The sequence below is a fragment of the Tessaracoccus rhinocerotis genome, assembly GCF_007197885.1.
GTDB classification, from domain to species: domain Bacteria; phylum Actinomycetota; class Actinomycetes; order Propionibacteriales; family Propionibacteriaceae; genus Arachnia; species Arachnia rhinocerotis.
The window spans coordinates 88,002-100,303 of record NZ_VKKG01000007.1 but is presented as its reverse complement, the minus strand read 5'-3'; the positions used below and the strand labels follow the sequence as shown (position 1 = coordinate 100,303).

Here is a 12,302-nt window from a genome sequence, read left to right as displayed (position 1 = left end):
TTCACAGTGGAAACACAACCGATCACAAGGCGCAGCCTTCTGATGGGCACGGGTGCCGTGGTGGCGACGTCGGTGGCCACCTCCGTCCTCGCGGGCGGGATGTTCCCGAGCGAGGCTGCGGCGACGCCGATGACCTGGGTGGACGTCGTCGGGCACTTCGAGTCCAAGCACGAGCCGTGGTCCGTCCACCTCGGCAACGAGTACGGCGCCGCCGTCGGTGAGTTCACCCGGGACGCCACGCGTGCGGCCGAGGGGACCCAGTCGGGCCGCCTCATGGGCGACTTCTCCGCCGCCGGCCGATACGTCGCGCTCCGCAAGACGCTGGACCGCCTGGCGGTGACCAAGGTCACGTTCAAGGTCCGCACCGAGGGCGTCTCGCGCGTCCAGGTCCGGCTGGTCAGCGCCACCCAGGGCCAGCGCAACGCACAGGTCAACGTCACTCCCGGCGCTCCCGGATGGCAGAGCGTGGAGGTGACCCACTGGAACAACATCGCCGGGATGCAGGACGTCATCCGTCTGGAGCTGCAGGTGTGGAAGGACCACATGGTCCTGGGTGCAGGTTCCGCGATCGCGTGGTTCGACGACGTCAGGGTCGAGCACACCGTCGACCCCGTCGTCCCATCCGGACTCGAGACGACCGGCCTACCGCTCGTGCTGGTCGGCGAGCCCGACCTCGTCCCGCTGGTGGTCCGGGCCCGGTACTCTGACGGCGCCCTCAAGGACGTCACACAACACTCAACCCTGTCCTCGGGCGACGAGTCGGTGCTCCGGATCAACGAGTTCGGTTACCTGACACCCGTGGCCCCGGGCGCGACGTCGATCACAGTCGACCACCTCGGTGCCACGCACGAGTTCCCCGTCGAGGTGCGCGCTCCACAGGAACTCCTGCCGCTGCGCGTGGAGGGCGGCAAGCTGCTGGAGGGCGACAAGCGCTTCGGCTTCACGGGCTTCAACTACGACCTCATGATGCTCCGGTTCCCCCGCACCGCTGACTGGAGCGGCCTCGACGCGGACATCGCGCTGATGGCCCACTGGGGGCTTCGAGCGGTCCGCGTCCCGATCAACCTGGGCATGGTGCAGCCCGCCCGTGGGGTCTTCCCCGACGACGAGGCCTGGGCCGGCGAGCTCACCACCCGGGGGATGAACTCCGCGTGGCTGGCGATGCTGGACCATTTCGTCACGCAGGCCGGCAAGCACGGCATCCGCCTCGTGCTGGACTGGCACCGCTTCCCCGTCGACCCGTACGACTACTGGTCCGGCGGCAACAACCACGACGCCGGCACCGGAAAGCCAGGGACCGCATTCAGCTACCTGGCACCGTCGCCCACCGAGCGCGGGGCCCTCGACCTCTCCGACCCCGAGCACCTCGCGACGCTCCTCGACTCGCACCGCTGGATGGCGACGCACTACAAGGGCAATCCCAGCGTGATGGGCATCGAGATCCCCCACAACGAGCCGCACGACGCGTTCATGTCCGTGCAGTCGAACTGGAGGCGGATCACCGAGAAGTGCGCGCTCACCATCAAGCAGGCGGACCCCGACCGCCTGGTGTTCGCGATGGTCGGCGCATACGGCCATGACGTGTCCACCTCTGTGGCCACCTGGCAGCTGCCCAACCTCGTGGACGGCAACGCCCCGCACCACTACATGCCCAACGCACCGCTCGAACTGCGCCCCGACGCCCAGGACCGCCACTCTCCGTGGCTGGCCCGTGACATCGACGATGTCTTCTCCCACGCGATCGCATCGCTGTTCGCCCCCTACTCGACGTCGCCGGTTCCGGTCTACAACGGCGAGGGCGGCAGCTACGGCTGGGACTCCTTCCTGCCGGACATGGACCAGGCCACCGCGGGTGACCTGATGATCGAGGCGGCACTCGTGCAGTACTACGCTGCGGGCGCGGTCGGGAAGATGCATTGGGCGCTGTGGCACAACGCGAACGACTTCGTACCCTTCCGCGAGTCCTTCGACCGGCACTTCCGGCGCTACTCCCCCGTCTACGCGGCAGGCCCGGTGGACTGGTCCGCAGCCACGGTTGCCCTGGTGCAGAACCCGGCGGCGGCCCCGATCGCCAACGGCCACAACTTCTCGGTGGTGCCCTTCGTCAAGCTGGCGCTCGACCTGAACCTCGGCCCGTTCCACCTGCTGACCGACGACGAGATCATCGACCGGTTGCTGACGATGGTGCCGACCGGGCTGGAGCAGGTCGACGGCCTCACCGCGGAGTTCGACTACGACGCCGTCGTCGCTGACCGCCGCAACCTCGACGAGCGGGTCCGCGCGGTGCTTGCCTCGGACAGCTTCGGGCTCCCGATCCTCTGGGTGGATGACCTCGAACAGCTCAACAAGGGCCAGCTCGCCGACTTCCTGGCCGGCGCGGGAGTCCCGGTTGACCGCCGCACCTCGCCCGACCACCAGTTGGTCGTCGGACCGGAGCACCTCGTGGTCTACCGTCGCTCGATGCAGAACCCGGGCCGCGACAAGGTGCACCCGCGCATCAGCCGAGAGGGCAGCTTCCGCCTCGTTGCCGAGAACGGCGACCAGGTCTTCTCGGGCACCTCGGCGCAGTTGCTCTCGGGGGGCCTTCGGGTGCAGCTCGACAAGTGGCGCAGCGCGATCTTCCGCATCGAGTCCTGACCCGTCCAGACCCGCAGTCCGGCTACGGGGTGATGGGTGACCACCCGTAGCCGACGGGGGCTCCATTTCGCGCGGTGGCAGCTGATCCGCTAACATGTTCGATGGCCCAAGGGGCCAATCGGGGTGTGGCGCAGCTTGGTAGCGCGCGTCGTTCGGGACGACGAGGCCGCAGGTTCAAATCCTGTCACCCCGACCAAGCAGAAACCGGCCCCGGCAAGCGGAAACGCTCGCCGGGGCCGGTTTTTCACGTCCCAGGGCCTACCAGGCCACCACCTCGCCGGAGGCATCCAGGCACGTCAGGTCCGGGCTGCCCTTGGGAACGAAGTTGTTCTCGAACTCGGCGCAGTCCAGCACGGCCTGCATCTCCAGCACCGTCGCCCACGATCCACCCGCCTTGCTCCAGACCGCCATCGAGCCACCGCAGCCGGGCGCGAACTCGGCACCCGAGGCGAACCCCGCAGGGTGGAAGCCGGTGATCGTGAGTTCGATCGTGCAGCCGTAGGAGTCGGTGACACCGGCCACGGAGGCCACGAATGCGCGGAAGTCCTCGGGGAGGTCGGCGATGGCGTCGAGGTCGTCGGCGGACTTCACCTCCACATCGAGGGGCGTCCACTCGCCCTCGACCGGATCCATCGTGCTGGGATCCTCCGTGACCGGAGCCGACGGCGACTCACCCGCCGGCGCGGGCGGCTCGGTGCCCTCCGGGGTGGACTCGGCGGCCGACGGGGACTCCTGCGGCTGGCTGGCCTGCTCCTCAGGGCTCGCCAGGGTGGGTGCCACGGTGGCCTCGCCCCCCGTCGGCGTGGGCGGGGCGGTGTCAGAGTCGGTGGCCTGGCCGCAGCCGGCCACCAGCAGTAGGCCGAGCGCCAGGGCCGGAACAGTCCGCTTGATTCTCATGCCCAGAGTCTTTCACTTCCACCCAAGCCCGCGCGCCAGCGCAACACTGTTGCGCACGGGACACCCGTCGGCGGGGTCAGTCGACGCGTCCGAGCACCAGCGGCGTCGCCTCCGGCTCCGACTCGGCGTACCCGACCGCGCCGGCGAGCGCATCGGCGGCGTGCTGGAACCTGTCGGGCCGGTCGGTGTGAAGGGTGAACAGGGGCTGGCCGGCGCTCACGCGGTCACCCGGCTTGGCGTGCATCTCGACGCCGGCACCCGGGTCGATCTTGTCCTCCTTGCGGGCACGTCCGGCTCCCAGCCGCCAGGCGGCCACGCCCACCGGCAACGCCTCGAGCCGGTCGATCCAACCGTCCCGCTCGGCCCGGATCACCTCGGTGTGCGCGGCGATGGCCAGGGGTGCGTCGACGTCGCCGCCCTGCATCGTGATCATCTTGCGCCACAGGTCCATGGCGCGCCCGTCGGCCAACGCCTCCGCCGGGTCCACGTCGCCCTTGCCGACCGCGCCCAGCAGTTCACGCGCGATCGTCACGGTGAGCTCCACGACGTCCGAGGGTCCCCCTCCAGCGAGCACCTCGAGGGCCTCCCGGACCTCGAGCGCGTTGCCCGCGGTGAGTCCCAGCGGGGTGTCCATGTTGGTCAGGAGGGCCACGGTGTTGATGCCCGCGTCGGTGCCGAGGTCCACCATCACGCGGCCGAGCTCGGCGGCGGCCTCGACCGACGTCATGAACGCGCCGTTGCCGACCTTCACGTCCAGCACCAGCGCGCCAGGGCCCTCCGCGATCTTCTTGCTCATGATCGAGCTCGCGATCAGCGGGACCGCGGCGACGGTGCCGGTGGTGTCGCGCAGCGCGTAGAGCTTCTTGTCCGCAGGGGCCAGTCCCGAACCGGCGGCGGCGATGGCCACGCCGATCTCGTCGAGCTGGGCGAACAGTTCCTCGTTGCTGAGGTCGCCGCGCCAGCCGGGGATGGAGTCGAGCTTGTCCAGCGTTCCGCCGGTGTGGCCCAGCCCGCGGCCCGACAGCTTGGGCACGACGACGTCGTAGACGCCCAGCACGGGCGCCAGCGGCAGGGAGATCTTGTCCCCCACGCCACCGGAGGAGTGCTTGTGCACCACGGGGCGGCCGAGGGATGAGAAGTCCAGGCGATCCCCGGAGTTGACCATGGCCATCGTCCAGCGCGCCACCTCCTCGCGGTTCATGCCGTTGAGGAAGATCGCCATCGCGAGCGCCGCCATCTGCTCGTCGGCGACGACGCCCTTGGTGTAGGCGTCGATCACCCAGTCGATCTGCTCCCCGGTGAGGGCAGCCCCGTCGCGCTTGGCGTGGATCACATCAATGACGTCCATGTTCATGCCTGTGATCCTAGTTCTTGGTACCGGGTCCCCGCTGGCGGGGAGGCAGCGCCGCGAGCTTGCGCGCCAGCACGCGGCGCTCGTCGTCGTTGTTGGTGCCCGCGGCGGCCAGCTCGAACTCGGCGCGCGCCTCGTCGCTGTGGCCGAGCCGTGTCAGCAGCTCCCCGCGCACGGCGTGCGGCAGGTGGTGACCCGCCAGCGCGCCCCGGCCCAGCAGCGCGTCGAGCGCCTCCAGACCCGCCCCGGGCCCCTCGCCGTGGGCCAGCGCCACCACCCGGTTCAACTCCACCACGGGCGAGCCGGTCAGCTCCACGAGGCCGTCGTAGAGGGCCGTGATCCTGGCCCAGTCGGTGGTGGCGACGCTGGCCGCTACGGCGTGGCACTCCGCGATCGCCGCCTGCAGCCCGTAGTTGCCCAGTCCCCCACCGAGTTCGACGGCGCGGGCGAGGGCGGCGCGGCCCCGCCGGATGGCGTCTCGGTCCCAGCGTCGGCGGTCCTGGTCCTCAAGCAGCACCGGCTCGCCACCAGCGTCGGTGCGGGCGGGGAACCGTGCCGCGGTCAGTTCCATGAGCGCCAGCAGCGCGTGGGCCTCAGCATGGTCCGGCGCCAGGGCCACCAGGACGCGGCCGAGGCGGACGGCCTCGGCGGCCAGGTCGGTGCGCATCCACGTGCTGCCGTGGCTCGCCGAGTGCCCCTCGGTGAACAGCAGGTAGATGGTGGCGAGGACCCCGCGCATCCGCTCCGGGAGCTCTTCGCGGGGCGGGGTCTCGAAGGCGACCCCGGCGTCGGCGATGCGCTTCTTGGCCCGCACGATGCGCTGCTGGACGGTGGCCACCGGGGCGAGGAAGGCGGCCGCGATCTCCTCGGTGGTGAGGCCCGCCACCACGCGCAGCGTCAACGCCACCTGGGCCTCCGCACCGAGCACGGGGTGGCACGCGATGAACACGAGCCGCAGCACGTCGTCGTCGATGGTGTCCGGGTCCCAGGGCGCGTCGGTGGGCGAGCCCTGGTCGATGCCGAAGGCGAGCTCGGAGAGCCGGTCACGGTGGCGCACGTCGCGGCGCCACTGGTCGATGGCCCGCCGCTTCGCCACGGCAGTCAGCCAGGCGGCCGGGTTGCGGGGCACACCCTTCGTGGGCCACGTGGCGAGGGCCTCGCCGAGGGCGTCCTGGGCCAGGTCCTCCGCCAGGGCGAAGTCGCCGACGACGCGGGTGAGCGTGGCCGTGATCCGTGCCGCCTCGATGCGCCAGACCGCCGCGACCGCGCGCCGGGCGGACTCCTCCGCCCCGCGCGCGGCCACCTCGTCGGTGTCGCTGCCCGGAGTCATCGGGCGGCGCGGTCCGCCTGCTCCTGGCGCCAGCCCTCTTCCTTCTCGATCCACTCGTTGCCGGCCGGGAAGTCGGTCTCGTCGGTGATGCGGCGGATCTCGAGCTTGGCGCCGGGGCCCAGCGGGCAGCGCTTGCCCCATTCGGCGGCCTCCTCGATGGTGGGCACCTCCAGCACCCAGAAGCCGGAGAACAACTCCTTGGTCTCGCCGTACGGGCCCTCGGTCACCAGCGGCTGCTCCTGCGAGAAGTCCACCACCAGACCGGGCTCCTCGGCGAGACCGTCACCGCCGACCATGACGCCGGCCTTCATCAGGGCCTCGTTGTAGCGACCCATCCGCTCGATGACCTCCTCGAACGGGACCTGCTTGTAGGCGGCCACGGCCTCGTCGGTGGCCCGCATGATGAGCATGAACTTGGACATTTCTGACTCCTTCTCGTGGGTCGTGTCTCGACCCTCTCACCCATGACGTCGATCGGGAAGGTCCGGGATCGACACCTCCCCGGAAAAAACTTCCAGCGCCTCGTCAGTCCAGGTTGTGGCGCAGGTAGGCCGGCTCCCGCAGGCCCAGGAGCGCCTCGGTCATCCGGACTGCCTCGACGGCGCGCGCGACGTCGTGGGCGCGCACGACCCGGGCGCCGCGCTCGATGCACCACGTGGTGGTGGCGAGCGTGCCTGCGAGCCGCTCGCCCTTCGGCCGGTCCAGCGTCTCGCCGATGAAGTCCTTGTTGGACAGCGCGGCCAGGGTCGGCGGTCCCAGACGCGTGAACTCTGCGAACCGACGGCAGATCTCGAGCGTGTGGAGGGTGTTCTTGTTCAGGTCCGGGCCCGGGTCCACGACCAACTGCTCCATGCCGACGCCTGCCGCGGTGGCCCGCTCCACGCGCTCGACGAGGAACGCCACGATCTCGCCCACGACGTCGCTGTAGTGCGGCCGGCGCAGGTGCTTGCGAGGCTCGGCCCGGGAGTGCGTCAGGATCAGCGTGGCTCCGGTCTCGGCCGCCAGCGGTGCGATGCCCGGGTCGTGCAGGCCGGAGGTGTCGTTGATGATAGCGGCGCCTGCGGCGATGGCGGCCCGCGCGACGCCGGAGCGGAACGTGTCCACCGAGACGGCGACGTCGCTGAGGCGGGTCACCTCCTCGATGAAGGGTCCGATGAGTTCGATCTCCTCGGCCTCGGAGACCTCGCGCGCGTCGGGGCTGAAGGGGACGCCGCCGATGTCGACGATGTCCGCGCCGGCCGCCGCGGCCGCGAGTGCCGCGTCGACGGCCGGTTGCAGCTCGAAGGTGCGCCCGGCGTCGTAGAAGGAGTCCTTGGTGCGGTTGACGATGGCCATGACGGCCACCCGGTTGTCGAAGTCGAAGTCTCGGCGGCCGATGCGCCGTCGCGGGGCCGTGATCATGGGTAGGGTCACGCGCCCATTCAACCAGTCCGGCTACGCGCGCGGCAGCCGCAGCGGCCGCAGCGACCAGTTCAGTGCCAGCATGACCACCGCGCACGCGGGGACGGCGAACAGCGCCCAACGCAGCGAGGTGGCGTCGCCGATGGCCCCGATCAGCGGGGGACCGGCCAGGAACCCCAGCCGCAGCAGCCACGTGACGATGGTCAGGCCGGTGCCGGGCCGCATCCCGGGAAGCTCGTCGGCGGCGTGCATGGCCGACGGGATGACGGTCGCCACTCCCCAGCCGGCGCAGGCGAAGCCGATGATCGTGCCGGCGGCGCTGGGGAACGTTAGCGCCAACCCCATGCCGACGGCGGCGATGACCGTGCCCTGCACCAGCGCCCCGCGGGGGCCGAACCGGTCCACCAGCCCGTCGCCCATGAACCGGCCCAGCATCTGGGTGCCCTGCAACGCCACGAACGCCATGCCCGCCACGAAGGGGACGACGACGAACGCCCGGTCCATGTAGATGGCGCCCCAGCTGGCGGCCGTGTCCTCGATGAGGCCCGCAGCTGCGGCCAGCACCCCGAGGGCAGCCAGCCTCACCAGCACCGGCCCGGGGATCAGCCGCGAGGCGGGCGGCTCTTCGTGCCGGTGGGCCGGGGCCTCCCGGTCCGGGCCGTCGAGCAGCATCCGGCGGCACGCGACGTCGAGGGCCAGGAAGAGGACCGAGAGGACGAGGGCCTGCGCCCAGATCGGGATGCCGAGCTGGGCCGCGGTGGAACCCAGGAACCCTCCGCAGACCGCGCCGATGGACCACCAGGCGTGGAACGAGTTCAGGATGGATCGGCCGTAGCCGCGCTGGACGCGCAGGCCGTGGGCGTTCATCGAGATGTCGGTGACGGCGTCGAAGGCGGACATCAGGAACAGGCCGCCGGCGAACACCCAGGCGGCCGGGGCGTTCCCGACGACGTTGATCATCACGATCGCACCGACCTGCGAGAGCACTGCCACGTTGGCGGAGTTGAACCGTCGCATCAGGACGGCCGTGGCCAGCCCGGCCGCGAGTCCCCCGAGGGGGCCGACGGCGATGGACAGCCCCCAGAAGGTGTCTGAGAGGTCCAGTGCCTGCTTGAGCTCGGGGTAGCGCGGGATCAGCGACGCGTAGGTGGCGCCGTTGAGCCAGAACAGCAGCGCGACGCCCCAGCGGGCGAGCCGAACCTCCCGCGAAGGGGTGGTGATGGCCATCCAGGCCTCTCGCTACTCTGCCGGGGTGACGGCCGAGGCGGCCGGTTCGGGCGCGAACATGGAGCGCCTGCCCTCGAAGGCGCGTCCGAGGGTGACCTGGTCCGCGTACTCGAGGTCGCCACCGACGGGCAGGCCGCTGGCGGGACGGGTGACCATGACGCCGAAGTCCTTCAGCATCCGGCTCAGGTACGCGGCGGTCGCCTCGCCCTGGGTGTCGGGGTCGGTGGCGAGGATCACCTCGGTCACCTGGCCGTCGGCCAGCCGGGTGAACAGTTCGCGGGTGTGCAGGTCACCGGGGCCGCGGCCGTCGATGGGCGAGATCGAGCCGCCGAGCACGTGGTAGAGCCCCCGGAACTCCGAGGTGCGCTCGATGGCGATGACGTCCTTGGACTCCTCCACCACGCAGATCATCGAGCGGTCGCGGCGCGGGTCGCGGCAGACGCGGCAGCGGTCCTCCTGCGTGACGTTGAAGCAGACCTCGCAGAACTTCGCGGACTCCTTGACGCGCCGGAGGGTGTCGGCGAGCGCGAACACCTCCTCCTCCGGAGCGTCCAGCAGGTGGAACGCGATCCGCTGGGCGCTGCGGGGTCCCACCCCGGGCAGCCGGCTCAGCGCGTCGATGAGGTCCTGGATTGGGCCTTCGTACACCTCAGAACCCGATGCCCCCGGGCGCGCCGGGCATTCCTGGCATCTGCGGCATGTCGGGCATCCCGGCCTTCATCGCGTCGTCGGCCTGCTCCTTGGCGGTCCGGAACGCGGCGATAATGAGGGCGGCGAGGGTCTCGGTGTCATCCGGGTCGCACGCCTCCGGCTTGATCTGCACGTCCGTCAACTCGCCGGAACCCGAGACCGTGACCTTCACGAGGCCGCCGCCGGCGTCCCCCTCGAAGGTCTTGGCAGCCTGCTCCTGCTGAGCCTTGAGCATGTCCGCCTGGAGCTTCTGTGCCTGCTCCATGAGCGCGTTCATGTCGAGTCCTTCAAACATTTCCACTCCTTTAGGTGACCCCTGCGGGCCAAGCTTATGCGTATGTGCGATCCACCGGGACCGCCCGACGAGCGCCGGGGTCAGCGCTCGGACTCACTGACCTCGATCACCTGCGCGCCGAAGGCCTGCGTCAGCAGCCCGGCGGCCGTCTCGTCGGCGTCGGCGAGGCTGACGTCGTCGGGCTCCGCGTCCGGGTACGGTTCCGGCTCCGGGGCCGAGGGCGCCGACGACGCACGCTCGGCCGCCTGCGGTTCCGGCGACGCCGGCATCTGCCCCGCGGGCCGCTGGGCAGGACGCTGGTCCTCCTGCTGCGCTTCACCGCCCGCGAGCACGGTGGTGATCCGGAACTCGACGCCGATCACCTCGATGAGGCTGTCGGCCAGGACGTCGATGCTGCCCGAAGTGCCGAAGTTCTCCTTCGCACCGTTGTTGGAGAAGCCGAGCACAAGCGTCCCCTCGGCGGCGTCGACCACCTGGGCGTGCTGGCTCAGCATCATGTACGTGAAGCGCCGCCGTCCCTTGACCTCGGCCAGCACGTCCGGCCACAGGCGGCGTACCTCCGCCGCGGTGAGGCCGTCGTTGGGTCGGGTGGCCTGGGGCCTGGGTGCCGCCGCCACCGGGGCGTCGGCGGCCGAGGCGGAACCGGCCGGGGGCTGCCCGGCGGGCCGCTGCCGCAGCGGATGGCCCGTCGCAGCGGGGTCTGCCCGGGGTGGCTCCTGCGCGGCGGGCGGCTCCTGCGCGCCAACGTCCTGCTGGGCCGGGCGACTCTCGGCGGGCGCGGGCTCCGGCACTGTGGGCCGAGTCCCTGCGGGGCGCTGCTCCTGGCGCGGCGCGGTGGGCGCGGAGGCCTGCGGTGCGGGCGGGGCAGGCTCGGGGGCCGGCGCACGTGTCGCGGAGGCGGCGTGCTGAGGTGCGGCCTGCGCGGTGGCTTCGGCCGAGGGAACGTCGGCCCAGTTGGCGGGCGGGGCGTCCTGGGCGCTGCCGAGCATCCCGACCCGTCGCTCGAGCCGGTCCATGCGCGCGTGCAGGCCACGCTCGTCGGCGTCGGCGCCCGGGAGCAGGACGCGCGCACACATCAGTTCGAGGTGGAGGCGCGGGGCGGTGGTGCCACGCATCTCGGTGAGTCCGGTGGCGATCACCTCGGCCGCACGGGTCAGCTCACCCGAGCCCATCCCCGCCACCTGGGTGGCGAGGCGCTGGGCCTGGTCGTCGGCGACGTCGAGCATGCCGTTGGTGGCGGCCTCCGGGACCGCGGCGAGGATGACGAGGTCCCGAAGGCGGCGCAGCAGGTCCTCGGCGAACCGGCGCGGGTCCTGTCCGATCTCGACGATCTTGTCGATGGTGCGGAACACCCCGGCGGAGTCCCCTGCGGCGAACGCGTCCATGATCTCGTCGAGCAGCGCGTCCGGCGTGAAGCCGAGCAGGGCGGCCGCCTGCTCGTAGGCGACGCCGTCCTCCCCCGCCCCGCCGAGCAGTTGGTCCAGCACGGACAACGAGTCGCGGACCGACCCACCGCCCGCACGCACCACCAGCGGCAGCGCCTTGTGGTCCACCGGCACGCCCTCGGTGGTGCAGATCTGCTCGAGGTAGTCCCCCAGCACCTTCGGCGGCACGAGCCGGAACGGGTAGTGGTGGGTGCGGGAGCGGATGGTTCCGATGACCTTCTCCGGCTCCGTGGTGGCGAACACGAACTTGGCGTGCGGCGGCGGCTCCTCCACCAGCTTCAGAAGCGCGTTGAAGCCGGCCGTGGTGACCATGTGCGCCTCGTCGACGATGTAGATCTTGTAGCGGCTGTGGACGGGGGCGAAGAAGGCCCGTTCACGCAGGTCACGGGCGTCGTCGACACCACCGTGCGAGGCCGCGTCGATCTCGATGACGTCGATGCTGCCGGGCCCGCCCCGGGCGAGGTCGACGCACGAGCGGCACGTGCCGCAGGGGTTCGACGTGGGGCCGGTCTCGCAGTTCAGGCAGCGCGCCAGGATGCGCGCCGAGGTGGTCTTGCCACAGCCGCGGGGACCGGAGAACAGGTAGGCGTGATTCACCTTGTTGTTGTCCAGCGCGCGCTGCAGCGGCACCGTGACGTGCTCCTGGCCGATCACCTCGGAGAACGTGTCCGGACGGTAGCGGCGGTACAGCGCCAGCGGGGCGGCCGGGGACTCCGGGCGGCGCGGGCCGGGCTCCTGCCTCGACGGCGGCGGCGCGAGCTCCTGCACGGGCGCCTCGGCAACCGTGTCCGTGCCCACCTCCGCCGCGGGGGTCGCCGGTGGCGCGGGGCGATCGTCGTCGTCCACGCCCCCGAACAGGTCCGGCCCGTCCTGCACGACCGGTTCCTCGACGGGTTCGTCGAACAGCCCCGGCCCGTCCTGGGGCCCGAAGTCGAAACCCTCGCCCGCGTCGTCGTACTCGTAGTCCTCGTCCACACCCACACCCTATTCCAGGCCACCGACATCCAAGGCTCGGAAGGCACCTGCCCT

Annotated in this window: 10 protein-coding genes and 1 tRNA gene; 2 read left to right on the top strand and 9 right to left on the bottom strand. The window is 71.2% G+C overall.

Annotated features, from left to right (window positions below; translation table 11 throughout):
- The first annotated feature begins 6 nt into the window (after positions 1-6).
- Together FOJ82_RS15345 and FOJ82_RS15340 are read left to right on the top strand one after the other, a co-directional pair.
- The gene (locus FOJ82_RS15345) at positions 7-2,637 is read left to right on the top strand and encodes a glycoside hydrolase family 5 protein (protein WP_143939368.1); all 2,631 of its coding nucleotides are present in this window, start codon (positions 7-9) and stop codon (positions 2,635-2,637) included.
- 119 nt (positions 2,638-2,756) lie between these two features.
- Positions 2,757-2,833, top strand: a tRNA-Pro gene (locus FOJ82_RS15340).
- A gap of 62 nt (positions 2,834-2,895) precedes the next feature.
- On the opposite strand, the gene FOJ82_RS15335 is transcribed toward FOJ82_RS15340, so the two are convergent.
- The 9 genes from FOJ82_RS15335 to FOJ82_RS15295 all read right to left on the bottom strand — a co-directional run bounded on the left by FOJ82_RS15335 (position 2,896) and on the right by FOJ82_RS15295 (position 12,179).
- Positions 2,896-3,534 (bottom strand): hypothetical protein, encoded by a 639-nt coding sequence (locus tag FOJ82_RS15335; protein ID WP_143939367.1) that lies wholly within the window; start codon positions 3,532-3,534, stop codon positions 2,896-2,898.
- 76 nt (positions 3,535-3,610) lie between these two features.
- Complete coding sequence (locus tag FOJ82_RS15330; RefSeq protein ID WP_143939366.1) at positions 3,611-4,888, bottom strand: thymidine phosphorylase; 1,278 nt, start codon at positions 4,886-4,888, stop codon at positions 3,611-3,613.
- A gap of 10 nt (positions 4,889-4,898) precedes the next feature.
- Complete coding sequence (locus FOJ82_RS15325; protein WP_143939365.1) at positions 4,899-6,215, bottom strand: RNA polymerase sigma factor; 1,317 nt, start codon at positions 6,213-6,215, stop codon at positions 4,899-4,901.
- Positions 6,212-6,637, bottom strand: a complete 426-nt coding sequence (locus FOJ82_RS15320) for a YciI family protein (RefSeq protein ID WP_143939364.1) — start codon at positions 6,635-6,637, stop codon at positions 6,212-6,214. The genes FOJ82_RS15325 and FOJ82_RS15320 overlap by 4 nt, the downstream gene beginning before the upstream one ends.
- A gap of 103 nt (positions 6,638-6,740) precedes the next feature.
- The gene (gene folP, locus FOJ82_RS15315; protein WP_246099917.1) at positions 6,741-7,628 is read right to left on the bottom strand and encodes a dihydropteroate synthase; all 888 of its coding nucleotides are present in this window, start codon (positions 7,626-7,628) and stop codon (positions 6,741-6,743) included.
- 21 nt (positions 7,629-7,649) lie between these two features.
- The gene (locus FOJ82_RS15310; RefSeq protein WP_143939363.1) at positions 7,650-8,843 is read right to left on the bottom strand and encodes an MFS transporter; all 1,194 of its coding nucleotides are present in this window, start codon (positions 8,841-8,843) and stop codon (positions 7,650-7,652) included.
- A gap of 12 nt (positions 8,844-8,855) precedes the next feature.
- Complete coding sequence (recR, locus tag FOJ82_RS15305; RefSeq protein WP_143939362.1) at positions 8,856-9,491, bottom strand: recombination mediator RecR; 636 nt, start codon at positions 9,489-9,491, stop codon at positions 8,856-8,858.
- Position 9,492: 1 nt separating this feature from the next.
- Positions 9,493-9,828, bottom strand: a complete 336-nt coding sequence (locus tag FOJ82_RS15300) for a YbaB/EbfC family nucleoid-associated protein (RefSeq protein WP_143939361.1) — start codon at positions 9,826-9,828, stop codon at positions 9,493-9,495.
- Positions 9,829-9,908: 80 nt separating this feature from the next.
- The gene (locus tag FOJ82_RS15295; RefSeq protein WP_143939400.1) at positions 9,909-12,179 is read right to left on the bottom strand and encodes a DNA polymerase III subunit gamma and tau; all 2,271 of its coding nucleotides are present in this window, start codon (positions 12,177-12,179) and stop codon (positions 9,909-9,911) included.
- Positions 12,180-12,302: the final 123 nt, after the last annotated feature.

Coding starts and splice junctions, on each gene's coding strand:
- FOJ82_RS15335 (WP_143939367.1), bottom strand. CDS start 3,534: ATGAGAATCAAGCGGACTGTTCCGGCCCTGGCGCTCGGCCTACTGCTG.
- FOJ82_RS15320 (WP_143939364.1), bottom strand. CDS start 6,637: ATGTCCAAGTTCATGCTCATCATGCGGGCCACCGACGAGGCCGTGGCC.
- FOJ82_RS15310 (WP_143939363.1), bottom strand. CDS start 8,843: ATGGCCATCACCACCCCTTCGCGGGAGGTTCGGCTCGCCCGCTGGGGC.
- FOJ82_RS15325 (WP_143939365.1), bottom strand. CDS start 6,215: ATGACTCCGGGCAGCGACACCGACGAGGTGGCCGCGCGCGGGGCGGAG.
- FOJ82_RS15330 (WP_143939366.1), bottom strand. CDS start 4,888: ATGAACATGGACGTCATTGATGTGATCCACGCCAAGCGCGACGGGGCT.
- FOJ82_RS15300 (WP_143939361.1), bottom strand. CDS start 9,828: ATGTTTGAAGGACTCGACATGAACGCGCTCATGGAGCAGGCACAGAAG.